At 64.4% G+C, this 21,582-nt stretch carries 27 protein-coding genes and 1 tRNA gene; 16 read left to right on the forward strand and 12 right to left on the reverse strand.

The features are described 5' to 3' along the window. Positions 1-155: 155 nt before the first annotated feature. Positions 156-950, forward strand: coding sequence for a DeoR/GlpR family DNA-binding transcription regulator (locus FBZ93_RS17340; protein ID WP_146987125.1), 795 nt, complete (start codon positions 156-158; stop codon positions 948-950). 80 nt (positions 951-1,030) lie between these two features. Here FBZ93_RS17340 and FBZ93_RS17345 read toward each other — a convergent pair whose 3' ends face one another. From FBZ93_RS17345 to FBZ93_RS17355, 3 genes are all read right to left on the reverse strand, one after another. Further along, positions 1,031-2,182: a substrate-binding domain-containing protein gene (locus FBZ93_RS17345; RefSeq protein ID WP_146987126.1), complete on the reverse strand. Its 1,152-nt coding sequence runs from the start codon at positions 2,180-2,182 to the stop codon at positions 1,031-1,033. A gap of 104 nt (positions 2,183-2,286) precedes the next feature. Further along, complete coding sequence (locus tag FBZ93_RS17350; protein WP_095733239.1) at positions 2,287-3,279, reverse strand: ABC transporter permease; 993 nt, start codon at positions 3,277-3,279, stop codon at positions 2,287-2,289. Continuing rightward, positions 3,276-4,856, reverse strand: coding sequence for a sugar ABC transporter ATP-binding protein (locus tag FBZ93_RS17355; protein WP_146987127.1), 1,581 nt, complete (start codon positions 4,854-4,856; stop codon positions 3,276-3,278). The genes FBZ93_RS17350 and FBZ93_RS17355 overlap by 4 nt, the downstream gene beginning before the upstream one ends. A gap of 267 nt (positions 4,857-5,123) precedes the next feature. On the opposite strand from FBZ93_RS17355, the gene FBZ93_RS17360 reads away from it, so the two are divergent. Beyond that, positions 5,124-6,956: a PQQ-binding-like beta-propeller repeat protein gene (locus FBZ93_RS17360; RefSeq protein WP_146987128.1), complete on the forward strand. Its 1,833-nt coding sequence runs from the start codon at positions 5,124-5,126 to the stop codon at positions 6,954-6,956. A 333-nt stretch (positions 6,957-7,289) separates the two neighbouring features. Here FBZ93_RS17360 and FBZ93_RS17365 read toward each other — a convergent pair. Next, positions 7,290-7,366: transfer RNA gene (locus FBZ93_RS17365), tRNA-Pro, on the reverse strand. A 78-nt stretch (positions 7,367-7,444) separates the two neighbouring features. Between FBZ93_RS17365 and FBZ93_RS17370 the strand changes: the two genes are divergently transcribed. From FBZ93_RS17370 to FBZ93_RS17385, 4 genes are read left to right on the forward strand one after another with little or no spacing between them, the layout of a single operon-like run. Further along, complete coding sequence (locus FBZ93_RS17370) at positions 7,445-8,434, forward strand: L-threonylcarbamoyladenylate synthase (RefSeq protein ID WP_167529082.1); 990 nt, start codon at positions 7,445-7,447, stop codon at positions 8,432-8,434. 29 nt (positions 8,435-8,463) lie between these two features. Then, a complete protein-coding gene (locus FBZ93_RS17375; protein WP_146987130.1) occupies positions 8,464-9,891 on the forward strand; it encodes an FAD-binding oxidoreductase in 1,428 nt (475 codons plus the stop codon). 14 nt (positions 9,892-9,905) lie between these two features. Beyond that, on the forward strand, positions 9,906-10,349 hold the full coding sequence (locus FBZ93_RS17380; protein WP_167529083.1) for a GNAT family acetyltransferase: 444 nt from the start codon (positions 9,906-9,908) through the stop codon (positions 10,347-10,349). A 19-nt stretch (positions 10,350-10,368) separates the two neighbouring features. Next, positions 10,369-10,950, forward strand: coding sequence for a GDP-mannose pyrophosphatase (locus FBZ93_RS17385; RefSeq protein ID WP_146987132.1), 582 nt, complete (start codon positions 10,369-10,371; stop codon positions 10,948-10,950). A 342-nt stretch (positions 10,951-11,292) separates the two neighbouring features. On the opposite strand, the gene FBZ93_RS17390 is transcribed toward FBZ93_RS17385, so the two are convergent. Then, positions 11,293-11,733, reverse strand: a complete 441-nt coding sequence (locus FBZ93_RS17390) for a hypothetical protein (protein WP_146987133.1) — start codon at positions 11,731-11,733, stop codon at positions 11,293-11,295. A 258-nt stretch (positions 11,734-11,991) separates the two neighbouring features. Between FBZ93_RS17390 and FBZ93_RS17395 the strand changes: the two genes are divergently transcribed. Beyond that, on the forward strand, positions 11,992-12,246 hold the full coding sequence (locus tag FBZ93_RS17395) for a hypothetical protein (protein WP_146987134.1): 255 nt from the start codon (positions 11,992-11,994) through the stop codon (positions 12,244-12,246). A gap of 83 nt (positions 12,247-12,329) precedes the next feature. Here FBZ93_RS17395 and FBZ93_RS17400 read toward each other — a convergent pair whose 3' ends face one another. Further along, positions 12,330-12,803 carry a hypothetical protein gene (locus FBZ93_RS17400; RefSeq protein WP_146987135.1) on the reverse strand — a complete coding sequence of 158 codons (474 nt, stop codon included), beginning with the start codon at positions 12,801-12,803 and terminating at the stop codon, positions 12,330-12,332. Positions 12,804-12,927: 124 nt separating this feature from the next. Here FBZ93_RS17400 and FBZ93_RS17405 point away from each other — a divergent pair, with 124 nt between their 5' ends. Next, on the forward strand, positions 12,928-13,695 hold the full coding sequence (locus tag FBZ93_RS17405) for an SDR family NAD(P)-dependent oxidoreductase (RefSeq protein WP_146987136.1): 768 nt from the start codon (positions 12,928-12,930) through the stop codon (positions 13,693-13,695). Positions 13,696-13,865: 170 nt separating this feature from the next. Beyond that, positions 13,866-14,126, forward strand: a complete 261-nt coding sequence (locus FBZ93_RS17410) for a helix-turn-helix domain-containing protein (RefSeq protein WP_016840962.1) — start codon at positions 13,866-13,868, stop codon at positions 14,124-14,126. Position 14,127: 1 nt separating this feature from the next. Here the strand turns inward: FBZ93_RS17410 and FBZ93_RS17415 are convergent, their stop codons facing one another. Then, positions 14,128-15,102, reverse strand: a complete 975-nt coding sequence (locus tag FBZ93_RS17415) for a hypothetical protein (protein WP_246667531.1) — start codon at positions 15,100-15,102, stop codon at positions 14,128-14,130. 130 nt (positions 15,103-15,232) lie between these two features. Here FBZ93_RS17415 and FBZ93_RS17420 point away from each other — a divergent pair, with 130 nt between their 5' ends. Then, positions 15,233-15,757, forward strand: coding sequence for a collagen-like protein (locus FBZ93_RS17420; protein ID WP_146987137.1), 525 nt, complete (start codon positions 15,233-15,235; stop codon positions 15,755-15,757). A 57-nt stretch (positions 15,758-15,814) separates the two neighbouring features. Here the strand turns inward: FBZ93_RS17420 and FBZ93_RS17425 are convergent, their stop codons facing one another. Both FBZ93_RS17425 and FBZ93_RS17430 read right to left on the reverse strand, forming a co-directional pair. After that, positions 15,815-16,042, reverse strand: coding sequence for a hypothetical protein (locus FBZ93_RS17425; protein WP_050426266.1), 228 nt, complete (start codon positions 16,040-16,042; stop codon positions 15,815-15,817). Between the two features lie 88 nt (positions 16,043-16,130). Next, a complete protein-coding gene (locus tag FBZ93_RS17430; protein WP_021076086.1) occupies positions 16,131-16,397 on the reverse strand; it encodes a DUF2277 domain-containing protein in 267 nt (88 codons plus the stop codon). A gap of 120 nt (positions 16,398-16,517) precedes the next feature. Between FBZ93_RS17430 and FBZ93_RS17435 the strand changes: the two genes are divergently transcribed. After that, on the forward strand, positions 16,518-16,763 hold the full coding sequence (locus FBZ93_RS17435) for a DUF2188 domain-containing protein (protein WP_146987138.1): 246 nt from the start codon (positions 16,518-16,520) through the stop codon (positions 16,761-16,763). Positions 16,764-16,871: 108 nt separating this feature from the next. Here the strand turns inward: FBZ93_RS17435 and FBZ93_RS17440 are convergent, their stop codons facing one another. Next, positions 16,872-17,561 carry an ArsR/SmtB family transcription factor gene (locus FBZ93_RS17440; protein WP_246667532.1) on the reverse strand — a complete coding sequence of 230 codons (690 nt, stop codon included), beginning with the start codon at positions 17,559-17,561 and terminating at the stop codon, positions 16,872-16,874. Positions 17,562-17,701: 140 nt separating this feature from the next. Here FBZ93_RS17440 and FBZ93_RS17445 point away from each other — a divergent pair, with 140 nt between their 5' ends. The 4 genes from FBZ93_RS17445 to FBZ93_RS17460 all read left to right on the forward strand — a co-directional run bounded on the left by FBZ93_RS17445 (position 17,702) and on the right by FBZ93_RS17460 (position 19,606). After that, positions 17,702-18,103, forward strand: coding sequence for a nuclear transport factor 2 family protein (locus FBZ93_RS17445; protein ID WP_246667533.1), 402 nt, complete (start codon positions 17,702-17,704; stop codon positions 18,101-18,103). A 62-nt stretch (positions 18,104-18,165) separates the two neighbouring features. Then, entirely contained in the window at positions 18,166-18,513 is a 348-nt protein-coding gene (locus FBZ93_RS17450) for an MmcQ/YjbR family DNA-binding protein (protein WP_146987141.1), read from the forward strand. A gap of 156 nt (positions 18,514-18,669) precedes the next feature. Further along, complete coding sequence (locus tag FBZ93_RS17455) at positions 18,670-19,023, forward strand: hypothetical protein (RefSeq protein WP_050422017.1); 354 nt, start codon at positions 18,670-18,672, stop codon at positions 19,021-19,023. A 169-nt stretch (positions 19,024-19,192) separates the two neighbouring features. Then, positions 19,193-19,606, forward strand: coding sequence for a hypothetical protein (locus tag FBZ93_RS17460; RefSeq protein ID WP_146987142.1), 414 nt, complete (start codon positions 19,193-19,195; stop codon positions 19,604-19,606). A 96-nt stretch (positions 19,607-19,702) separates the two neighbouring features. Here the strand turns inward: FBZ93_RS17460 and bfr are convergent, their stop codons facing one another. Together bfr and FBZ93_RS17470 are read right to left on the reverse strand one after the other, a co-directional pair. Continuing rightward, positions 19,703-20,191 (reverse strand): bacterioferritin, encoded by a 489-nt coding sequence (gene bfr / locus FBZ93_RS17465; protein ID WP_050422038.1) that lies wholly within the window; start codon positions 20,189-20,191, stop codon positions 19,703-19,705. A gap of 213 nt (positions 20,192-20,404) precedes the next feature. After that, a complete protein-coding gene (locus tag FBZ93_RS17470) occupies positions 20,405-20,680 on the reverse strand; it encodes a (2Fe-2S)-binding protein (protein WP_074128037.1) in 276 nt (91 codons plus the stop codon). A gap of 387 nt (positions 20,681-21,067) precedes the next feature. Here FBZ93_RS17470 and FBZ93_RS17475 point away from each other — a divergent pair, with 387 nt between their 5' ends. Continuing rightward, a complete protein-coding gene (locus tag FBZ93_RS17475; RefSeq protein ID WP_050422015.1) occupies positions 21,068-21,373 on the forward strand; it encodes a hypothetical protein in 306 nt (101 codons plus the stop codon). Positions 21,374-21,582: the final 209 nt, after the last annotated feature.

A 21,582-nucleotide genomic window follows, 5' to 3' on the forward strand; every position in this document is an offset into this window, starting at 1 on the left:
CCTTGCCGCTGGGTTTGCTACCTGCCGAGGAACGACATCGTCCCGACGTCAGATGAGCTGCCAAACTGGATGTTATTATTGTAACAAGTTGACGTTGCTAAACTCACAACATTGTAAGATCATTGTCAATCAGATAAGCAAGCTCGGCGACAAAAATGGCTGAAACCCCAAACGCACGACCAAGCGAGACACGCGTCCAGCGCCTGCAGAGGCTGCGCCGCGCCGTTGAATCGAGTGGCGCGCTGCACCTGAAGGACGCCGCCGAGCTCCTGAAGGTTTCCGAAATGACGGTGCGGCGGGACCTTGCTGGTCCGGAGGGCGCCCTCGCTTTGCTCGGCGGCTACGTCGTCAACGCGGCATCGCCGACCGGGATCAAGTACGCGTTCGAGCAGGAGATCGACCAGCACACCCAGGACAAGCGTCTCGCCTGCCGGGCCGCCGCCGCCTCGATCAAGGAAGGCGATACGATCTTCATCGATTGCGGCACCACGATGCAATCGCTGGCGGATTGCCTGCCCGAGGATCTGCCGCTCTCGGTGATCTGCTATTCGATGAACGTGGCGTCGATTGTGACGCACCGGCCCGGCACGCAGGTGATGCTGATGGGCGGGCTCTATCATCCCTCGTCGCAATCCTTCGCGTCGGACGACGGACTGTCCTATCTGCGGCGGCTCGGGATCAACAAGGCCTTCATTTCCGCCGGCGGCGTGCACTGGACCCGTGGCGCGAGCTGCTCGAACTTTCACGAGGTCGCCGTCAAGCAGGCCGTGATCGAGACCGCGATGGAGAGCATCCTGGTGATCGACGCGAGCAAGCTCGGCAGTCTTAAGTCGGCATTCTTCTCCGATATCGGCGCGTTCTCGCGGATCATCGTCGGCGGCGCGGCGTCATCGGACGTGCGCAAGCACTTCCGCAGCCTTCCCGTCGAATATGTGACCAGTGCAATCTGACCCGGGCGGGGGCTGGCTCGCCCGGGTCAGCTTTGTCCATGATGCACGCCGTTGCGACACCGCGCATCGTTGGCCAAAGATCAGTTGCAGGCAGGCTTCGCCTTGTTGCAAGCGTCGGTCAGTTCGGACGGCGGCTCCTTCTTGAACACCGTCTTGTAGGATTCCAGCACGTTCGACTGCGTCACCGGCAGCGACTGCACGCCGACCCAGGCCGGCGTTTCCTTGCCGAGCAGCGCGTTCATCATGGCCATCGCCTCCGCGACGCCCTGGTCATAGGGACGCTGCGAGCCGGTCGCCTTCAGCGGTCCGCCCTTGGCGATCTCGATCGCCGATTGCAGGCCGAGATCGACGGTCGTGACCGGAATGTCGATGCCCTGCGCGCGCATCGAGCTCAGCGTATCCAGCGCCGGCTGATCCCAGACCGCGAACACGCCCTTGACGTCAGGATTGCCGGTGAGGAAATCGCCTGCGATTTGCGAAACCTTCGGCGGATCGGTGAAGTCGACCTGCTTCATCTTGATGTCGGGCCGGTTCTTCTGCATCCACTCGCGAACGCCCTTGGTGCGCTCGTTGGTGCTGAAATAGTCGACGCCGAAATTGACGAGGCCGATGGTGGCGCCCTGCGCCATGCAGGACGCCAGGATCTGCGCCGCGATCTGCCCGTTACCCAGATTGTCCGCCGAAATCATCGAGGCATATTCCTCGGGATGCTTGAGGCCGGTCGGAATGCTGTCCATCAGCACCAGCTTGATACCGGCCTTGGCGACCTTCTTGTAGGTCGGCGCGGTCGCGGTGAAATCGACCGGGATCGAGATGATGCCGTCCGGATGCTGCTGGATGGTGTTCTCGATGTCGGCGATCTGCTTGTCGACCTGATATTCGGCGGAGGCGACGCCGGTCACCGACACGCCGTACTTCTTCAGCGTGTCGGTGATGCCCTGGATCTGCAGCTGCGCCCAGTCGAGGTTGACCGTCTGCATCGAGATGCCGACCTTGAAGTGCTTCTCCTTGACCTTGGCGGCATCGGCATCCGACAGCGCCAGGACCTCGGGCGAAGCGGCCTTCTCGCCGTGGGGCCCCTGACCGACGATCGATTTCGGTCCGAGCGTCGCAAGATCGACGCCCTTGACGCAGGTTGCCGGCACTTCGGCGCGGGCCGAAGGGGCGATCGAAATGGCCGTCGCCGCGATCAGCGCGGTCAGCGGCAGGGTTTGTCGCAAGATTGGCTTCATTGTTTCCTCCCGTGTTTGGTCGCCGATTGACCGGAGGCCGGCGACCTTGCCCCTACCCTTGCAGCGCAGTGACCTTGCGGCCCTTGCGCTGCATCTGACTTCGACTAGCGCTTCGTGAAGGCGACCGCCGCCACGATGATCGCTCCCTTGATGACGAGCTGCATCGGCGAGCTGACGCCGAGCAGCACGAGACCGTTGTTGAGCGTGCCGATGATCAAGCTGCCGAACAGCGTTCCCAGGATGTAGCCGCGGCCTCCGAACAGGCTGCAACCGCCGAGGATCACGGCGGCGATGACGTCGAGCTCCATCCCCTGCACGACATCGGGCCGCGCGGCATGCGAGCGCGCCGACAGCACCAGCGCCGCAAGCCCGGCCAGCGCGCCGGTCAGCACGAAGGCGGCGGTCGTCACCCATTTGGTGTTGATGCCGGAATAGAGCGCCGCAGTCGGATTGCCGCCGACCGCATAGATGCGGCGGCCGAACACGTTGTAGTGCAGCAGCAGGATGCCGACGATCATCGCCACCAGCGTCCAGGCGATCGGAACGGGGATCCCTAAGAACGTGCCTTCGCCGAAGATCGCGAAATAGGTCTCGTTGGTGATGATGACCGGCTTGGTGTTGGTGACCATCATCGCCAAACCGCGCGCCATGCTCAGCGAGCCAAGCGTGACGAGGAAGGAAGGAATTGAGAGCTGCGTGGTCAGGATGCCGTTGAGCAATCCGACCAGCGCGCCGGTGCCGAGCCCGGCGGCGGCGCCGACGATCCAGCTGTTGCTGATCTGGCTCATCGCCAGCGCCGCGGCCATGCCGGACAGGGCCAATGTCGATGCGACCGACAGATCAATCTGGCGCGCAATGATCACGAAGGTCATGCCGACCGCGATGATCGAGACCAGCGTGGTCTGGCGTCCGATATTCAGGAAATTGTCGACCGACAGGAACCAGGGCGAGGACAGGCTGAACACCACCAGCAGCACCACGAAGGCGATGTACAGCATGTAGGGCCGCTCGCCGCGCAGCAGGTTCTGCAGCAGCTTGCGGCGCCGATCGGATCGGGTCGGCGCCGCGGCGACATTGGGCGCGGTCAGTTCAGTCATGCGGGCAGCTCTTGCAATACGCCTTGTCCGGAAGCCTGGTAGATCTGCAGGAGATGATGCAGCTCTTCGGCATCAACGATCTCTCCGCGCACGAGCGTCCGCGCCACGCGTCCATCGACGATCACGGAGATGCGGTCGCAGAGCTCGATCAGTTCGACGAGATCGGACGAGACGACCAGCACGCCGCTGCCGTCGCGCGCGGCGTTGCGGATCACGCCATAGATCTCCTCGCGTGCGCCGACGTCGACGCCGACCGTCGGCTCGTCGAGCAGCAACACGCGCGGCCGCGGATCATTCCATTTCCCGAACACGACCTTCTGCTGGTTGCCGCCGGACAATGTCCTGACCAGGCTGGAAGCGCCTTGCGCCTTCACCGAAAGCCGCGCGACGGCGGTTTCCGCGCGCCTGATGGCAGCGCGCTGCTGCATGAAGCCCCAGCGCGAGAAACGCGGGATCCGCGGCAGAGTGATGTTGCGCTCGATCGAATGATCCAGCACCAGGCCCTGCACATGCCGATCTTCCGGCACCAGCGCGACGCCCTGGTCGATCGCATCGGCCGGGCTCTTCGGCAGCCAAGGGCGGCCCTCGATCTCGAACGCGCCGCGCTCGACCGGCCGAAGTCCGAAGATCGTCTCCAGAATCTCCGTGCGTCCGCTGCCGATCAATCCGGCAAGGCCGTGGATCTCACCCTTCATCACAGTCAGGTCGACGGCCGACAGCCGGTCGTTGGACACATCAGAGAGCGACAGCACCGGCGACGGATCGAGCGCGCGCGCTGCCGCGGGCGCGGCGCGCGATGCGGCCGGCGCCAAGCGATCGGTGCCGATGATGGCGTTCACCAACCGCTTCATGTCGGTATCGGCCGTGACGAACGTGCCGGCGTTGGCGCCATCGCGCAGCACGGTGACGCGCTGCGAGATCTCGAACACCTCGTTGAGCCGATGCGTCACATAGATCACGCCGACGCCGCGGCGCGTCGCCTTGCCGATCGCATCGAACAGGATGCGGACCTCATCCGAGGTCAGCGAGGATGTCGGCTCATCAAGGATCAACAGCCGCACCTCGCCCATCAGCGCCTTGGCGATCTCCGTCATCTGGCGATAGGCGAACGGCAGCGAGCCGACCGCAGCTTTGGTATCCAGGGGAATGCCGAGCTCGCCCAGGAACGCTTCGGCCCTCGCCATCAGCTCGCGCTTCCTGACAAAGCCGAACCGCGTGCGCGGCTCGCGGCCGAGCAACAGATTGTCGGCGACGCTCAGCGACTCGACGAGACTGAGGTCCTGATAGACGACCGCGATCCCGGCCTCGCGCGACCGTGCCGGACTGTCGAACGTCGCCGGCTTGCCGGCGATCTCGATGGTGCCGCTGTCGGCCGCATGAACGCCGCTGAGGATCTTGATCAGCGTGGATTTTCCGGCCCCGTTCTCGCCCAACAGGGCATGCACCTCGCCGGCACGGACCTCGAGGTTGACGTCGCGTAGCGCTCGCACGCCGCCAAAGCGCTTGTTGATGCCGCCGACCATCAAAAGCGACGTCGACGGCCGAGGCTCTGCCGCGATCGAACCGGACAATTCCATTTTCCTCCCGTCGCCCGCGCGAAACGCTGATGCGATGATGACATATTGTTATTTTTGCAACTTATTGTGTTATAATTCTATCACAACAGGCAGCCTGTCAATGGGAGATCGCGCCGACGGGCGTCAGAATTGAGGGCGGTCCGAGCGAGCCCGGCACCGTCAGATCCGCGCCGCCGGCCTCCGCGGGGCACGCCGACATCCATCAGGGTTGTGCTACGCTACGCTTCGCTTGCTCGACTCATCCAAAGCCAACGCCGGTGAAGCGCGATGAAACTGGGTGCTGCGATTGCCGTCATCCTGATCGGGTCTTGCCTGCCTGCGACCGCGCAGCAAGGCGGTGCCGCCCTCTACGCGCAACGCTGCGCGCAGTGTCACGACAGTACCGACGCAAATATTCGGGCGCCGAGCCGCGCCGCGCTGCAGTCAAGGTCGTTCGATGAGGTTCTGGGAGCGATCACCACGGGCCCGATGGCATCCTTCGCGCAGGGACTGAGCAATGACGAGCGGGCGGCGATCGCCTCGCTCGTCACCGGAAAGGCCGCTTCGCATGCGGCGGCGGAGAACCCAGGCCAATGTGCGCAGGGCGAGACCGGCTTTCCGCAGCCGATCGACGGGCCACGGTGGAACGGCTGGGGCGCGGATCTCAACAACAGCCGGTTTCAGCCGGCGGCCATGGCCGGCCTCACGCAGGACAAGGTCTCCCGGCTGCGTCTGAAATGGGCCTTCGGATTTCCCGGCGCATCGATCGCGTTCGCCCAGCCGACCGTCATCGGCGGCCTGCTGTTCGTCGGCGGCACCGACCGCAAGGTCCACGCCCTCGACGCGAAAACCGGATGCACCCGCTGGGTGTTTCCGACCGAAGCGCCGGTCAGGGCGGCGATCAATTTCGCCACGATGGATAACGGCCAGCCGGTCGTCTTCTTTGGCGACCTGCTCGCCAACATCTACGCCGTGAATGCAACGACCGGCATGCTAATCTGGAAGTCCAGGATCGAGGATCACCTGGCCGCCCGGATCACCGGCGCGCCAGTTTTCTATGCCGGCGTCGTCTATGTCGGCGTGTCATCGATCGAGGAAGCGACAGGGTCTCGCCCCACCTACCAATGCTGCACGTTTCGCGGCAGCGTCGTTGCGCTGAGGGCCGAGACCGGCGCGCAGGTCTGGAAGACCTACACGATCGCCGAAGCGCCGCATCCGACACGAACGAACGCGATCGGGACCCAGCTGTTCGGTCCGGCCGGCGCATCGGTCTGGTCCGCGCCGACGATCGACGTTCAGCGCAAGGCGCTCTATGTCGCGACATCGAACAGTTACGCCGACCCGGCAACCGACACCAGCGACGCGGTCCTCGCATTCGATCTCGAGACCGGCAAAATGCTTTGGCATCAGCAGGCCACGCCGAAGGACAGCTTTGTCGTCGCGTGCTTCGGCACCGACCAGAGCAACTGTCCGGAGGATCGCGGCCCCGACCATGACTTCGGACAATCGCCGATCCTGGTGAACCTGCGTGATGGACATCGCGCGCTCGTCATCGGCCAGAAATCCGGCGTGGTGCATGCGCTGGATCCCGACCATGAAGGCAAGGTCCTGTGGCAGACGCGGATCGGCCAAGGCGGCCCGTTGGGCGGCACCGAGTGGGGCTCCGCCGCGGACCAGGACCGAATCTATGTCGCCAATTCCGACGTGCGGTTCCTGAGGGATGGCTCGAGGCGTCTCAATTCAAGCGAAGGCGGCGGCCTGTTTGGCCTCGATCTTGCCACCGGGAAAATCGCGATGCAGGTGGCGCCGGTTGCCTGCGGCGATCGCCCCCAATGCAGTCCTGCGCTCTCCGCAGCGGTCACCGCGATTCCCGGCGTTGTGTTCTCGGGTGGCGTGAGCGGCTTCTTGCGTGCCTACGCAAGCGATGACGCCAAGCTGCTTTGGGAGATCGACACCGCGCGCGACTACAGCACGGTGAACGGCGTTCCTGCCCATGGCGGCGCCATGGATGGACCCGGGCCGATCGTCGTGGACGGCATGCTGTACGTCAATTCCGGCTACGCGCAATGGGGCGGCCTGCCCGGCAACGTCCTGCTGGCCTTCGAGGTCGGCAACCCCTGATACGATGTCGGCATTTGCGCCGGCACAGCGAGCACTACTCGCCGCGGGGTATTCGTGCTTTGATGTCGGCCAAGATCGGCCGATAGTCTGAAGGGAGGCCTCGTGGTGTTTGGTGACGCGCTACGCAACATCACGTCCGGGGCCGTTTCCCTCGCGCTCAACGATCGTCCGATTTCAGGTTCCAAGCGGCGTCGAATCATCGCGGCCGGCTCGAGCTATTGCCCGACATCAGGGACGCGCGGCACGAGATCGAACGGCATGGCAGCCGCGCGGCAAATCGATGCGCATCTCGTTGCGCACAAAAAACACAGAAACTATAAGTGCTTGGAAAGATGGTCGGAGTGGCAGGATTCGAACCTGCGACCCCTGCGTCCCGAACGCAGTGCTCTACCGGGCTGAGCCACACTCCGACTGAGGGCCGGCTTATAGCGTCGGGTTTCGGGGACTGCAAGGGACCACAAGGCACCCAATTGAGGAATCTAGTCACAGTGGATACAGGTCTGAAAACGCACGTATTGCCCGCCGGCGCCGCCGCCACGGCCACCGCCGCCGGGGTTCTGGCCGAGGGCGGCCTGGTGGCGTTTCCGACCGAGACGGTTTACGGCCTCGGCGCCGACGCCGGCAACGCCTCCGCGATCGCCCGGCTCTACGAGGCCAAGGGCCGGCCGGCCTTCAATCCGCTGATCGCCCATGTCGCCGATCTCGGCGCCGCCCGCCGGATCGCCCTGTTCGACGGCCAGGCCTTGCGGCTGGCGGATGCGTTCTGGCCCGGCCCCCTGACCCTGGTGCTGCCGAAGGCGCTGTCCTGCCCGGTTGCGGAACTCGCGACCGCCGGGCTCGATACGGTCGCCATACGCATACCCGCCCACAAGGTGGCGCGCGACATCATCAAGGCCTTCGGCGGTGCCGTGGTGGCACCGTCGGCCAATCTCTCCGGCCATGTCTCGCCCACCACCGCCGAGCATGTGAACGGCGATCTGGCTGGGCGAATCGACATGATCGTCGACGGCGGCCCGGTCGAGGTCGGCGTCGAATCCACCATCGTCGGCTGCTTCTCCGATCCGGTGCTGCTGCGGCCGGGCGGGCTGACCCGCGCCGAGATCGAGCGCGTGCTCGGCCATCCCTTGCAATCGCCGCCGCAGGATGCCGAGAACGACGCTCAGCCGATCGCCCCGGGCATGCTCGCCTCGCATTACGCGCCGCGGACCCCGGTCCGGCTCAATGCCAGCGACGTCCATGTCGGCGAAGCCCTGCTGGCGTTCGGGCCAGCCAAGGTTGCAAGGCGCGAATGTGCCTTGGTGGTGATGAACCTGTCCGAGCGCGGCGATCTCGCCGAAGCCGCCGCCAATTTGTTCGGCTACCTTCGCACGCTCGACAAGAGAAACGCCGATGCTATCGCAGTGATGCCCATTCCCGAGGATGGGCTAGGCGAAGCCATCAATGACCGCCTGCGTCGCGCAGCGGTTGGGCGGAACTAACTTCCGGCTGAGTGAAAGACCAAGAAAAAATGAACATCGTCCAATCAGCGGTGCCGCCGCTTCCGCCCGAATTGCTGGAAAAATTCCGCGCCATCGTCGGCGCGAAATATGCGGTGACCGATGCCGCCGACATCCAGCCTTACGTCACCGAGGAGCGCGACCTGTTCCACGGCCGTTCGCCGCTGGTGCTGCGTCCGGGCTCGACCACTGAGGTCGCCGCGATCTGCAAGCTTGCGAGCGAACACAGGATCGCGCTGGTGCCGCAGGGCGGCAACACCGGCCTGGTCGGCGGGCAGACGCCGCACAATGGCGAGGTCGTGGTGTCGCTGCGGCGGCTCGACAAGATCCGCGACATCGACGTCGAATCCAACACCATGACCTGCGAGGCCGGCGTGGTGCTGCAAATCGCGCAGCAGAAGGCTGCGGACGTCGACCGGCTGTTTCCGCTGTCGCTCGGCGCCGAAGGCAGCTGCACCATCGGCGGCAACCTCTCGACCAACGCCGGCGGCACCGGAGCGCTCGCCTACGGCGTGGCGCGCGAGATGGCGCTCGGGCTCGAGGTCGTGCTGGCCGACGGCCGCGTGCTGAACGCGCTGTCGAAACTGAAAAAGGACAACACAGGTTACAACCTGCACAACCTGTTCATCGGCGCCGAGGGCACGCTCGGAATCATCACCGCGGCGACGCTCAAGCTGTTTCCGCGGCCGCGCGCGGTCGAGACCGCCTATGTCGGCCTGAAGTCGCCCGCGGCGGCGCTCAGGCTGCTGTCGATCTCGCGCAACCAGGCGGCCGGCAGCCTGACGAGCTTCGAACTGCTCGCCGACGTCGCGGTCGACTTCTCGATCCGCCACGGCATCGACATCCGCGATCCGCTTGAGAGCAAGCATCCCTGGTACGTGCTGATGGAATTGTCGTCGTCGCGCGACGATGCGCGCGACACGCTGGAGGCGATCCTCGCCCAGGGCATGGAAGACGGCATCGTCGATGACGCCGTCATCGCCGCCAATCTGAGCCAGCGCCAGGCGTTCTGGAAGCTGCGCGACGAAATGTCGGCGGCGCAGAAGCCGGAGGGCGGCTCGATCAAGCACGACATCTCGGTGCCGGTCGCAGCGGTGCCCGCCTTCATCGCGGAGGCCAATGCGGCCGTCGTGAAGCTGATCCCCGGCGCGCGGCCGGTACCGTTCGGCCATCTCGGCGACGGCAACATCCACTACAATGTCAGCCAGCCGGTCGGCGCCAATGCGGCCGACTTCCTGGCGCGCTGGCACGACGTCAACGCCGTCGTGTTCGACATCGTGCTGCGGATGGGCGGCTCGATCTCGGCCGAGCACGGCATCGGCGTGCTCAAGCGCGACGAACTGCCCGAGGTCAAGGACAAGGTCGCGATCGAGTTGATGCGGCAGGTCAAGGCGATGCTCGATCCGCTCGGCATCATGAATCCGGGCAAGGTGCTGTGACCGTGCAAGCGACAATGCCCTCTCCCTCCCTCGCCATCGCAGCCATCACCGACGCCGACATCTCTGCCGTGGTCGCGCTATGGCAGGCCTGCGGCCTGACACGGCCGTGGAACGATCCGGCTTCCGACATTGCGCTGGCGCGGCGCGGACCGAGTTCGGCCGTGCTGGTCGGCCGCGACGCCGGCGCGATCGTGGCGACCGCGATGGTCGGCCATGACGGCCATCGCGGCTGGGTCTACTACGTCGCGGTCGATCCCAACAGCCAGGGCAAGGGTCTTGGCCGCACCATGATGGCCGCGGTCGAGGATTGGCTGCGTGCAGCCGGCGTGCCGAAGCTGCAATTGCTGGTGCGGCGGGAGAACGCCAAGGCGAGCGCATTCTATCAAACGCTCGGCTATGAAGAATCCACCTCGGTGATGCTGGCCAAATGGCTCGACGGTCGCGAAGCGACGCCGTGAGCGAATTAAGGATTGACCCATGAGCATCGCCGACCGCGTCCGCGTCAAGGACGTCCAGCTGCTGTCGAAGCGCCGCTACGAGCTGAAGAGCGCGACCTTCGACTACCGCCGCAGCAACGGCGAATGGCAGACCCAGGTGCGCGAGGTCTATGACCGCGGCAACGGCGCGGTGTTGTTGCCCTACAATCTGAACATCCGCACCGTCGTGCTGGTGCGCCAGTTCCGCTACCCCGCTTTCGCCAACGGCTATGATGATCTCCTGATCGAGGCCGCCGCCGGCATGCTCGACGATGCCGCGCCGGAAGAGCGCATTCGCGCCGAGGCGGAGGAAGAGATCGGCTACCGGCTCGCGCATGTGCGCAAGGTGTTCGAAGCCTTCATGACGCCGGGCGCGGTGACCGAGAAGCTGCATTTCTTCATCGCCGAATACGACGCGGCGATGCGCGTCGGCGACGGCGGCGGGCTTGCCGACGAGGGCGAGGACATCGAGGTGCTCGAGCTTGCGATCGACGACGCACTCGCCATGATCAGCGACGGCCGCATCGTCGACGCCAAGACCATCATGCTGCTGCAATACGCAGCGCTGCATCTTTTCAGGTAGGTACCGCCGCGTTCCGGCTTACGCCCGCGAGCCGGGCAATCGCGGGGGGACGTTGCCAAAATATCGAAAACAACCCCATGCAAAGCAGCCGGCGGCGGCCGGCGCTCGACCAGCCACTTGACACGTCGGGCAACTCACGGATACACTTCTAATATTCCGAAATCACGCAGGCGCGCGCTGCCCCTAGCCCCGTCATCCTGAGGAGCGCGTCTTCGCGCGTCTCGAAGGATGCACGGCCCGGCTGGTGGCCGATTCATCCTTCGAGGCTCGCTCCGCTCGCACCTCCAGCGACAACGGCAAAGCCGTTGCGCGGGGATGACGGGGATAGATTGAACAAATGCGCTACCGCATCGTGATCGCAAGCCCGCTCAGATCGGCGTTGGCCATCAGGCCGACCTGGTGGCCGGTCAGCTCCAGCACCGCGCCCTTCTGATTGGTCAGCACGATCGCACGCGCGCCGCGGCCGAGGGCAAGCCCCGCGCCCGCTGCGCCGTAGACGCCGGCGACGTCGGACGGACGATTGATGTTGCTGACGCGGCCACGCAGCACGGTCTTGGAGCCGCCGAACACCAGGCCGTAATCGAGACCGCCGGTGGAGAGCCGATAGGAGCGGCCGCGGAACGTCAGCACGCCGCTGCCGCCGGAGCCGCCGATGATCCATCCGGCCTTGTAGATCGTGAGCGTCACGAAGCCGCTGTCGGCACGGGCGGCCGACGAGAAAGCAAGTCCGGTGAACGCCAGCAGCGCGACCAGTGCGGCACGAAGGGTGGATGAAAATTTCATGTGCAGTCTCCCCAAGATGGCTCACGTCGAGTTTCTTGCGTCGCGGCGCCGGCGCGAATCGCAATGCGCGACTGTAGCAAGCGCGTGACCAGGCGCAATTTGGCACGGCGCCGGCCTATTTGTTGACGGCTGTTTCCATGTAACCGGCGTTGAACCTGTTCCCGGGGTTGCAACACTCACTGCATGTCCGGGGCGGTCGGCCCCAGAGCTCCAGGATTTTCTCGCGGAGCATTCACATATTCAAACCGGAGATTTTCGATGCGTCGTCTTGCGATTGCCTGTGCCGCCATTGCCGCCACCGTGTCCGTGCTTGCCGCGGCAAGCCCCGCCAGCGCTAACCCGTATCACCTGATCCGCTGGCAGGACACGGGCTTCTGCCAGATCTGGGACCAGAGCATCCCCACCACGCCGTGGCCCGCAAACTTCGCCGTCGTCAGCGAGGAGCTGCCGACCTTCGACGCCGCGTTCACCTACAAGACTGGACTGCTCAATAACGGCACCTGCTCGTTCTGAGCGATCCCGATCACGCACAGGGCGGACACGCGGCAACCACGCGGCGTCCGCCCTTCTGCTGTCAGGCATCACGCGATCAAGCATCAGTGATGCTTGATCAGCGCGTCACGCGCGGCGGCAAGTTCGAGGAACGCGGCGCCGTTGCCGCCGCCATCGGGATGCACCGTCTTGGCAGCGCGCTTGAACGCCTGATGGACTTCGGTCGCCGCAAGGTGGCGGCCGAACGGCAGGCCGAGCAATTGCCGGTAGCGCTCCTCCTGCGTCAGCACCTTGGGCGTCAGGCCGCGGCGGCCGAACTGCGGCGCGGACAGCATGTGCAGCGCATCGCTGACGATGCCGAGACGGCGCAGCGCGATCGATTTGGTGCGGCGATCGGCCGATTTCAGCGCCGCCTGGCGCAGGATCGGCAGCACCTGTGCGGCCGCTTGCCGCAGCGTCTCGTCGATGTCGGTCGTGGCGATCTCGGCGACCATTTTGGCCATCTCGCGATAGTCGGGATCAGTCGCCGCGCAGAAGCGCTCGATCGCAACTTTCCAGTGTCTGATATGCGGGTCCATGATCGGTCCGTACTGTCATCCGAATATGGATGACAGCAACGCGCAAACGCGGCTTGGCGTTTCGGTTGGCGCAGTTTTGAATAGTGTTGTCGACAACGCTCACAAATCAGAACGAGGAAACGCCATGGCCCTTCTCGACAATCACATCGCCGTCATCACCGGTGCAGGCTCGGGCATCGGGCGCGCCATCGCACTGGGCTACGGCCGCGAGGGCGCGCGGGTGGTGCTGCTCGACATGAACGGCGATGCGGTGGCGGAAGCGGCCAAGGAGATCAGGAATGCCGGCGGCAAGGCGGAGAGCTTTGCACTCGACGTGACCGATCGCGAGGCCTGCATCGCGATGGCAAAGCAGATCGCCGACAAGGTCGGGCCGGTCTCGATCCTGGTCAACAATGCCGGCATCGCGCGCCGCAACGGCATGCTCGGCGCCGACGAAGCCGTGATCAAGGACTGGGAAGACATCATCGCGATCAATCTCACCGGCGTCTTCAACGTCACGCATTCGTTCCTCGCGCCGCTGCGCAAGAACAAGGGGCGCATCGTCAATATCGGCTCGATCCAGTCCTTCGTGCATCTGCGCACGCCGAGTTCACCAGCCTACACCGCCTCCAAGCACGGCGTGCTCGGCTTCACCAAGGCGCTCGCCGCCGAACTCGGCAAGGATGGCGTGCGCGTCAATGCGATCGGCCCCGGCTTCATCGAAACGCCGCTGAACGAGAAGGTGCGCGCCACCAATCCCGATCTCGTGAAGGTGTTCATGGATCACACCCCGCTCGGCCGCGCCGGCAAGCCGGAGGACATCGTGGGCCCCGCGATCTTCCTCGCCTCGGATCTCTCGGCCTATGTCTCGGGATCGATCGTGATGGTCGACGGCGGCTACCGCACACTGTGACGGATGGAACCGCAATCGTGGCGATTTCTGGGTATTTTGCTTACAAAGCAGGGAGTTAGCGCGGCGTTAAGGACTTGTTAACCAAACCGGCACACCGTGGATCTACGGGGTAGTTGGTTTCTCGATGTCTCCGCCTCATCGACGAGGCGGGCGTTGATCGGGAGGAGTTCATGTCATACGCGTCCACCGTACCGTCGCCGGAAGCACTGCTGCCGTCGCTGGCTCCAAATGAAATCGTCCCATTGCTGATCGGCGCGACAGTCGATGAGGTCGAGCGGGAACTGGTGCTGCAAACGCTCGCGCGCTGCGACGGCAATCGCACCCGCGCCGCGCGCGTGCTGGGACTGTCGGTCCGAACCTTGCGGAACAAGATCCGCGAATATTCGGCCGACGGCATCGACGTGCCGCTGAGCGAGCACGCCGCGGCCTAGCTCAGATCGAGAGATCGATCGCAAGCTGCCGCCAGCGCGACAACAACGCACTGTCCTCGTCACCGAGGCAGCGCGCGAGATACATGTCGGTCGTCGCGGTCTGTTGCATCGTCTGGGCTACCAGCGCAGTCGCGTAGTCCCAATAGTCGCGCCGTCCATTGGGATCGTCATCGACGAGGGACTTTGCGAGGATCTCGACGTAGATCGCGGCGACCGCATTTTGCCAGAACTCGCTTGCTGGCCTGTCGGCGGAGACCGCTCCGGTCCGCGCCTGCCACATCAGCCAGTAATTTTCTTCGCCTGCTGCCCAATCCGATGACGGCAGGCACGGATCGAGACATGGCGAGCGGCACAGCAATGGCTGCATCGTCCGCGCATTGCAGAACACGGCGTAGCCGAGCTTGTCGTACCAACGCGCGCGCAGCAATCGGCGGATCTCGTCCTGCTCGTCCGCGGCGAGTTGGCGCCTGCCCGTTCGCTCGAGTTCGGCGATGATCGCGGCCACGCGGTCGCGATCGAACGGCTCGACCTCGAGCACCACACCGATATTACGCGGAAACAACGCGTCGAGCACGCCGACCATCTCGCGATAGAACGCGCGCGCCAGGCCACCGCCGCGCCACGTCTTCCCGACGCCGACATGGTTGCAAAAGATCAGATCGCTTGCGTGATCGTAGGTGAAGAAGCCGAGCCCGATCGCGCGCCCGGCGGCGCGCAGGATGAAGCAGCGCGAGTCGAGCCGATAAGACAGCTCGCCGCCGCCGACGCTGAATTGTCTGATCTCGCCGACGTCATCGGACAGCAGCCAGCGGACGATGTCGTCAGGGCTGTCGCGCTCGCTCGCGGGAAACAGCTCCTCGTAGAGATCGAGCACACCCGTGCCACGAAAGGCCGCTTCGTCGAGCACATCGTGCCGCGTCACGACGATGTCGAGCGGTTGCGATGCTTCGCCGTAGCTGCCGTCCAGAATCCGCAATGCGTCCTCCGTTGTCATAATGCCCATGGAATTATGACTGTTGATCGCTCGCATCGGTGTCGGCCGGCAGAATTGAAGCCGTCGTCCAACCTCTGTTACAAGCGGCTTCAAATCGCGACGGAGCATAGCAGTGGCTGACGAGACAACTTCCCGCCAGGGGGCACGAGGTGCACAGGGGCCGCAGGGCCGTCAGGGCGAGCCGGGAAAGCCCGGACCGCAGGGACATCCCGGGCGGCCGGGGCCGGAAGGTGCACGCGGCAAGCCCGGTCCGCAGGGCAAAGCGGGCGTGGTCGGAAAGGCTGGTCCCCAGGGCAAGCCGGGGGCGCAAGGCAAGGCAGGCGTGCAGGGTCCGCGCGGCGAAGCAGGTCCACAGGGGCCGCAGGGCCCGGCCGGCCCGCGCGGTGAAGCCGGCCCGCCCGGCCAATTGCCGTCGATCGAGCAGGTGATGCCGTGGCTGCACATGATCTTCGACGCCTGGGAAGACTACAAGCGCACCAGGGAGCGTGAAGCCGCCGAGCAGGCTGAACGCGATGCCGTCGAGCGCGCGGCAGCGGAGGCGATCGCCCTTGAAGTCGATGACATCGATCTCGAGGAAGACGACGAGGACGACGATCACAAGAAAAAGAAGAAGCACCGCAAGAAGGACAAGAAGTAAATTCTTGTCGTCATCGCGCGACGACACGGCCCGCCATGTCCGTGTCGCGCGCCAGGCTCACCGCTCGGTCCGGGGATTGGTCGGAGGATCGGACGGCCTGGCGAGCTGCATGAGCTGGAAGACCCAGCGCATCGCATAGTACCAGGCAACACCCGCGAACGCCCCGCACGCCGACAGGATGATGACGTTGGCGAGGTCGATCGTGCCGCTCGACCACAGCATGCCGCAGGTCCAGAGCACGGCGAACGCAATCGAACAGAGCGTGAGCAGGGCGGCAGGCTTCATGGCGTTGCTCCGGGGCCGGGGTGAACGGCAACGATGCCCGGTGGCCCGACGCCTTACCGTGACCCGCGTCACGGAATGCGCCTGGGCCTCAGCCGAACCGGAGGCGCGAGCGCTCCCGCGCCTTCTCCGCCTCGACCTCGCGATCGCGCGCCGGCGCCGTGGTCTGCAGCGAGATCAGGAGTTTTCGCGCAGCAGCGGAAACCTCGGCCACGGCAAGATTGAAGGCGGCTTCATTGGACTGCGACGGCTTGTTGAAGCCGGACAATTTGCGCACGAACTGCAGCGCCGAGGCGTGGATCTCGTCTTCGGTGGCGGGCGGCTCGAAGTTGAACAGCGTCTTGATATTACGGCACATGTCGGTCTCCCTCGCCCGCACCAGCGGGGCGGCTCTCTCAAAGACGATCGGCTGCTGCAAAATACGACATCGTGGTCTATTCTGGCAGCCTCATCCTCCACGACGGAAACGAGGTTCCGGATGACCCACGTGATCTACAAGGTTGTCCAGCACGACGGCGGCTGGGCCTATACCGTCAACGGGGTGTTCTCGGAACCGTTTCCAACCCATGCCGCGGCGCTCGCCGCCGCACGGCGCGCCGCCAACGAGCAACGCGTTCCCGGGCGCACCGAGGCGATCCAGTATGAGACCTCGGACGGCAAATGGCTGACCGAGACCGCCTCCGGCAACGACCGCCCGGAGACCGAGGTCGAGGACGGCCGCTAAAGCGCGATGAAAAGCGTCATCGCGCTTTAGCTTCTTGTCTGAGCATGATCTTCTCGGAAAACCGCGTCACACTTTTCCGGATCATGCTCGAGGTTCATTCACGCGCTCTCAGAACGGAACCTGCACGCCGAGCCGATCGAAGAACGCCCGCCCCCGATCGGTGATCCGCAGCGCGCGAGGTATCCGATGCGGCGCAACGCCGCGCATCTCGACCAGCCGCGCCAGCACGGCATTGGCGAACGGACCTGCGAGATGCGGCACGCGCTCGGTCCAGTCATTGCAAAGCCGCAGATGCGGCTGCCGCGCCGGATCGAAATCGATCTGTTCGGCGCGGCACCACGCCAGCCCCTGCTCGGTCACGCGGCCATCGCGGCCATCGATGATGACGAGGCGACGGCGGATCAGCGCATTCGACAGCAGCACGCCGAGCTGGCCGGCAAGATGATGGTAGCAGGTGCGCGATTGCCGGAGCTGTGCGGCCGCCATCGCACGCCTGGGCGCGGCAGCGGCTTTCGCCGCGAGATCGACCAGGTTCTCGATCAGCGCCGCGACATCGTCGTCCCTGATACGGTAGTATCTGAACCTGCCCTGTGCCCACACCGACAGCACGCGCGCATCGACCAGCTTCTGCAGATGAGCACTGGCGCCCTGCGGCGAAATGCCGGCCACCGCGGCGAGCTCGCCCGCCGGCAGGGCCTTGCCGTCGGCCAGCGCGCTGACCATGGCCTCGCGCACCGGATCGCCGAGTGCCTCGGCGATCCGCGAAAATCCGGTCTGCACGGTTTGGGATGATCCCACCGCATCGTCCTCCATGTCGTGCTGAAACCGTCCTACGCGCATTCGCGACATCGCGAAACTCATTTCAGATTTTCCTGAAACGTCAGGACCGCTGTTTCCGGTCAAATCGGCGGCAGTCGACGACACACAAGGGAACAATCATGACAGAAGCCAACAAGGACGCCGAACGCATCTACAAGCTCTGGGATCAGGCCCTCGGCGACAAGGACCTCGAGGCGGCGCTCGCGCTCTATGCGCCCGACGCCTCGATCGAGAGCCCGCTGGTCCAGCATTTGATGCAGACCAAGGACGGAATCGTCCGGGGCCGGGAGGCGTTACGCGAGTTCATCACGCGCGTGTTCCGCACCAACCCGCCGCAGCGGCGGCGCTTCAAGCAGGGCTTCTTCAGCGACGGCCGGATTCTCACCTGGGAATATCCGCGCCAGTCCCCGGATGGCGACCAGATGGATCTGGTCGAGGTCATGGAGATCAAGGACGGCCTGATCCAGCGTCATCGCGTTTATTGGGGATGGTATGCGCTGAACGTCCTGAAGGCGGGCTAGCCGAACACGCCTCCATTAGTAACACGTGATAGGCTGCGCCGTCGAAATCGAGGTCGTCGACCATGTCCGCAACTCGCTTCCGCCGCACGGCGCTGAGCCTGCCCGAGGTGATCGAAGGCGCGCACCACGGCACGGTCGACTTCCGCGTCGGCAAGCGCATCTTCGCGACGCTCGGCTATCCGGACAAGGATTGGGGCATGGTGAAGCTGACGCCCGAGCAACAGGCTGTCGTGGTCGAGGCCGAGCCGGAGATCTTCCGGCCGGTGCCGGGCGGCTGGGGCAAGAGCGGCAGCACCAATGTCCGTCTCGCGAAAGCCGACCAGCTCACGCTGCGCAGCGCGCTTACGATGGCGCGGGACAACATCGCGGCGAAGCCTGCGAAGAAGGCACGCACGAAGAAGCCGGCCTGAACGCCACGATCCCGCACTGCATCACCGAGACCGCGCCGCTTCGCTCATTCTTTGAGCATGCATCCCGCACGCGGTTCGTGCCTAATCGCGCAAACACCGGATTCGGCGCGCTGGATGTCGCGTGGATCACGCACGAAGTTTTCGCGGAGGAATGCAATGCGAAGGCTCACGCATGGCGCGGTGCTCGCGTGGCTCGTCATCATGGCGGGCGCTGCGCTGGCGTTCGACAACGGCCAATACGACAATGTGCCGCCCGATATCCGCGCCTGGTTCAAGAGCGTGATCGCGCCGAATGGCGTACCCTGCTGCGACATCTCCGACGGCCATCGCACGAGCTATGATGTTCGAGGCGGCGCCTATTGGGTGCCGATCGAGGGCGAATGGATGATGGTGCCGGAGCGCGCCGTGATCCGCGATCGCGGCAATCCGGTCGGCGAGGCCGTGGTGTGGTACGTGCACCACCGCGGCAGCATCATCATCAGCTGCTTCGTTCCGGCGGACGCGGTCTGAACAGCGCCCACCGTTTACGCGCCACACAAGTGCGCGATCGTTTCAATTTGAGACAATTACTCTCTGTTAACCTTACTTTTTAACCAATAATTAAGGATGAGTTTGCGGGCGCAACGCGGCCCGGCCTAGCGTCCGCACAATGCTCCGTAACCGCGAGTTGGTGCGTGCCATGAGCTTTCGAACATCCACGACGCTGATGGCGTCCCTCGGCATTGCAGCGCTGCTGCTTGCTTCCTCGACCGAGACCGATGCGAGATCCGGAACGGCGCCGCGCGGCACCTTCGCCTCGCACCATCCGGCCTTCCGCCACCATGTGCGGGTGCCCGGCATCGTGTTGCCGGGGACGAGCGGATATTACGACGACGCGCTCGCCGCTGCGCCGCTCGCCGCCGAGGTCCCGGCGCCGGTGTCGAACGACGTCCGTTACACCTACACCCAGGACGTGCCCTGGGATTGGGCGCACCGCTATCCGCCGGCCGTGGCGCCGTCGGATCGCCCCTATGTGTCGAGCTGTCCCACCGAGACCGTGACGGTGCCGGGACGCGGTGGCGACCGCACCATCAACATCATGCGGTGCTACTGAGCGAGAGCTCGGTCCGAACAGCGAAAACAGAAGAGGCCGCCCGCAAGGACGGCCTCTCGTATTTTTAACGCGACTCAGCGAGCGCGAAACAGCCGCTCAGTGATCCTCGCCCTTCAGATGACCGACGTGCTTCTGGGTGTAGAGTTCGAGACCGATGCGCTTGATCAGGTCGAGCTGGGTCTCGAGGAAGTCGATGTGGTCTTCCTCGTCCTTCATCAGCTGCTCGAACAGGTCGCGGCTGACGTAGTCCTTGACGCCGTGGCAGTAGGTTGCCGCCTCCTGGTAGAGCGTGCGGGCGCCGATCTCGGCGGCCAGGTCACACTCGATGATCTCCTTGACGTCCTGGCCGATCTTCAGGGGATCGAGCACCTGCAGATTCGGGAAGCCGTCGAGGAACAGGATGCGATCGACGAATTTGTCGGCGTGCTCCATCTCCTCGATGGATTCCTTGCGCCAGACCTTGGCCATCTCCAGGAGGCCCCAATTGTTGAGCATCCGGTAGTGCAGCCAGTACTGATTGATGGCGGTCAGTTCGCTGCGCAGCCCCTTGTTCAGATAGTCGATGACCTTCGGGTCGCCTTGCATGATCCACTCCACCTGTCGCGGCCAAACCGGCCAGCACTAAATTTAGAATGCTTCTAAATCAGATTGCCGGGGAGAGCAACCCATCGCGGAAGCAGCGCGTGGATAACCGGATTCGGTGGATTTGGAGAGGACAGAGCGTTCCCGCGGTGCAAAAGCGGGATCGCGGGCCGTCAAGACAGGAACTCGAGCTTGGGCTCAGAGCCGAAAATTGCCCTAGCAGGCCGCGAGCGCAAATTCGGCCGGCTCGGCCTCTTCGTCGTTAGCGGCGTGGGGATGGCCGCTGTGGGGGCAGCCGGAGCAGCAGGCCTTGGCGCAGGGACCGAGCGCCTCGTCGATGATGGCCTTGATGGTGCGCGCGCAGCGGCCGCACTCGGCGCTACAGCCGAGGCAGCCATACACCTGCTTTGCATTTCGTGTCACGGACCCGCCACCGTTCACGGCATTGCGGACATCGTGGTCGCTCAGGACGTTACAGGAACAGACAATCATCAGAGGAGGCGGGTCCAACGGGTGATGCTCGGCAATATGGATATTGTCGGGCCCCGCCGGATGCAAAAGGAAAAAGCCGTTCTTGTAGCAATTCCAAACTGATGCGGGATTCATATTGGAATGAATCTAAATCGGTCGGTTCGGGCATTCGGGAATAAGAGGACCGGCCAGGCGGGTCTACCAGCCCAATCCGGTTTCGCGCCGCCACAGCCACCGCTTCACTGCGGCACTACAAGCTTGTGCGTTGCAAGATATGCCAAAAGCTGCAAGCATTTGGTCGCGAATACGGCAGCGTCGTTCATTGATCATTCAAGCTGGATATGGAACCCTCAGGCGAGACAGATCGCCAACGCACGCTGTCCCTGCTCCCGTGAGAAAGGTGAGGTCATGAAGAAGACATTGCTGGCGCTTTGCGCCGCCGCCACTCTGGCGGTTTCGGCCGTGGCGGTGCCCGCCCCCGCCCAGGCACAACGCGGTGTCGCCGCCGGCGTCGCTGCGGGATTGATCGGTGGCGCCATCGTCGGCGGCGCGATCGCTTCGCAGAACGGCTATTACGGTCCCGGCTATGGCTACTACGCGCCCGGTCCGGCCTATGTCGCCGAGCCCGGCTACGGTCCCGATTGCTTCTGGCAGCGCCAGCGGTTCTGGGACGGCTACACTTGGCGCGTTCGCCGCGTCCGCGTTTGCGATTGATCGCCGTTCATCTCGATTAATTCGAACCAGATGTCCCGGAAAACCGACTGTTTGTCCGGGACATCGGCTGTAGAAGGCCAGAAAAAACCGCTTTTCTGCGCGATGAGCCTGCGGGCGTTTACTTTCGGTTGACTGTTCTGCGCTGTTTAGCAAGACAGCAGTTCGAGATCAGCGTGCGAGTCACCTAAAACCCGGCGTCGAACCCTGAC

Origin of the sequence: Bradyrhizobium macuxiense, from assembly GCF_007993935.1 — a bacterium.
GTDB lineage: Bacteria > Pseudomonadota > Alphaproteobacteria > Rhizobiales > Xanthobacteraceae > Bradyrhizobium > Bradyrhizobium macuxiense_A.

Coding starts and splice junctions, on each gene's coding strand:
- FBZ93_RS17340 (WP_146987125.1), top strand. CDS start 156: ATGGCTGAAACCCCAAACGCACGACCAAGCGAGACACGCGTCCAGCGC.
- FBZ93_RS17345 (WP_146987126.1), bottom strand. CDS start 2,182: ATGAAGCCAATCTTGCGACAAACCCTGCCGCTGACCGCGCTGATCGCG.
- FBZ93_RS17350 (WP_095733239.1), bottom strand. CDS start 3,279: ATGACTGAACTGACCGCGCCCAATGTCGCCGCGGCGCCGACCCGATCC.
- FBZ93_RS17355 (WP_146987127.1), bottom strand. CDS start 4,856: ATGGAATTGTCCGGTTCGATCGCGGCAGAGCCTCGGCCGTCGACGTCG.
- FBZ93_RS17360 (WP_146987128.1), top strand. CDS start 5,124: ATGAAACTGGGTGCTGCGATTGCCGTCATCCTGATCGGGTCTTGCCTG.
- FBZ93_RS17375 (WP_146987130.1), top strand. CDS start 8,464: ATGAACATCGTCCAATCAGCGGTGCCGCCGCTTCCGCCCGAATTGCTG.
- FBZ93_RS17380 (WP_167529083.1), top strand. CDS start 9,906: ATGCCCTCTCCCTCCCTCGCCATCGCAGCCATCACCGACGCCGACATC.
- FBZ93_RS17385 (WP_146987132.1), top strand. CDS start 10,369: ATGAGCATCGCCGACCGCGTCCGCGTCAAGGACGTCCAGCTGCTGTCG.
- FBZ93_RS17390 (WP_146987133.1), bottom strand. CDS start 11,733: ATGAAATTTTCATCCACCCTTCGTGCCGCACTGGTCGCGCTGCTGGCG.
- FBZ93_RS17395 (WP_146987134.1), top strand. CDS start 11,992: ATGCGTCGTCTTGCGATTGCCTGTGCCGCCATTGCCGCCACCGTGTCC.
- FBZ93_RS17400 (WP_146987135.1), bottom strand. CDS start 12,803: ATGGACCCGCATATCAGACACTGGAAAGTTGCGATCGAGCGCTTCTGC.
- FBZ93_RS17405 (WP_146987136.1), top strand. CDS start 12,928: ATGGCCCTTCTCGACAATCACATCGCCGTCATCACCGGTGCAGGCTCG.
- FBZ93_RS17410 (WP_016840962.1), top strand. CDS start 13,866: ATGTCATACGCGTCCACCGTACCGTCGCCGGAAGCACTGCTGCCGTCG.
- FBZ93_RS17425 (WP_050426266.1), bottom strand. CDS start 16,042: ATGAAGCCTGCCGCCCTGCTCACGCTCTGTTCGATTGCGTTCGCCGTG.
- FBZ93_RS17430 (WP_021076086.1), bottom strand. CDS start 16,397: ATGTGCCGTAATATCAAGACGCTGTTCAACTTCGAGCCGCCCGCCACC.
- FBZ93_RS17435 (WP_146987138.1), top strand. CDS start 16,518: ATGACCCACGTGATCTACAAGGTTGTCCAGCACGACGGCGGCTGGGCC.
- FBZ93_RS17445 (WP_246667533.1), top strand. CDS start 17,702: ATGACAGAAGCCAACAAGGACGCCGAACGCATCTACAAGCTCTGGGAT.
- FBZ93_RS17450 (WP_146987141.1), top strand. CDS start 18,166: ATGTCCGCAACTCGCTTCCGCCGCACGGCGCTGAGCCTGCCCGAGGTG.
- FBZ93_RS17455 (WP_050422017.1), top strand. CDS start 18,670: ATGCGAAGGCTCACGCATGGCGCGGTGCTCGCGTGGCTCGTCATCATG.
- FBZ93_RS17460 (WP_146987142.1), top strand. CDS start 19,193: ATGAGCTTTCGAACATCCACGACGCTGATGGCGTCCCTCGGCATTGCA.
- bfr (WP_050422038.1), bottom strand. CDS start 20,191: ATGCAAGGCGACCCGAAGGTCATCGACTATCTGAACAAGGGGCTGCGC.
- FBZ93_RS17470 (WP_074128037.1), bottom strand. CDS start 20,680: ATGATTGTCTGTTCCTGTAACGTCCTGAGCGACCACGATGTCCGCAAT.
- FBZ93_RS17475 (WP_050422015.1), top strand. CDS start 21,068: ATGAAGAAGACATTGCTGGCGCTTTGCGCCGCCGCCACTCTGGCGGTT.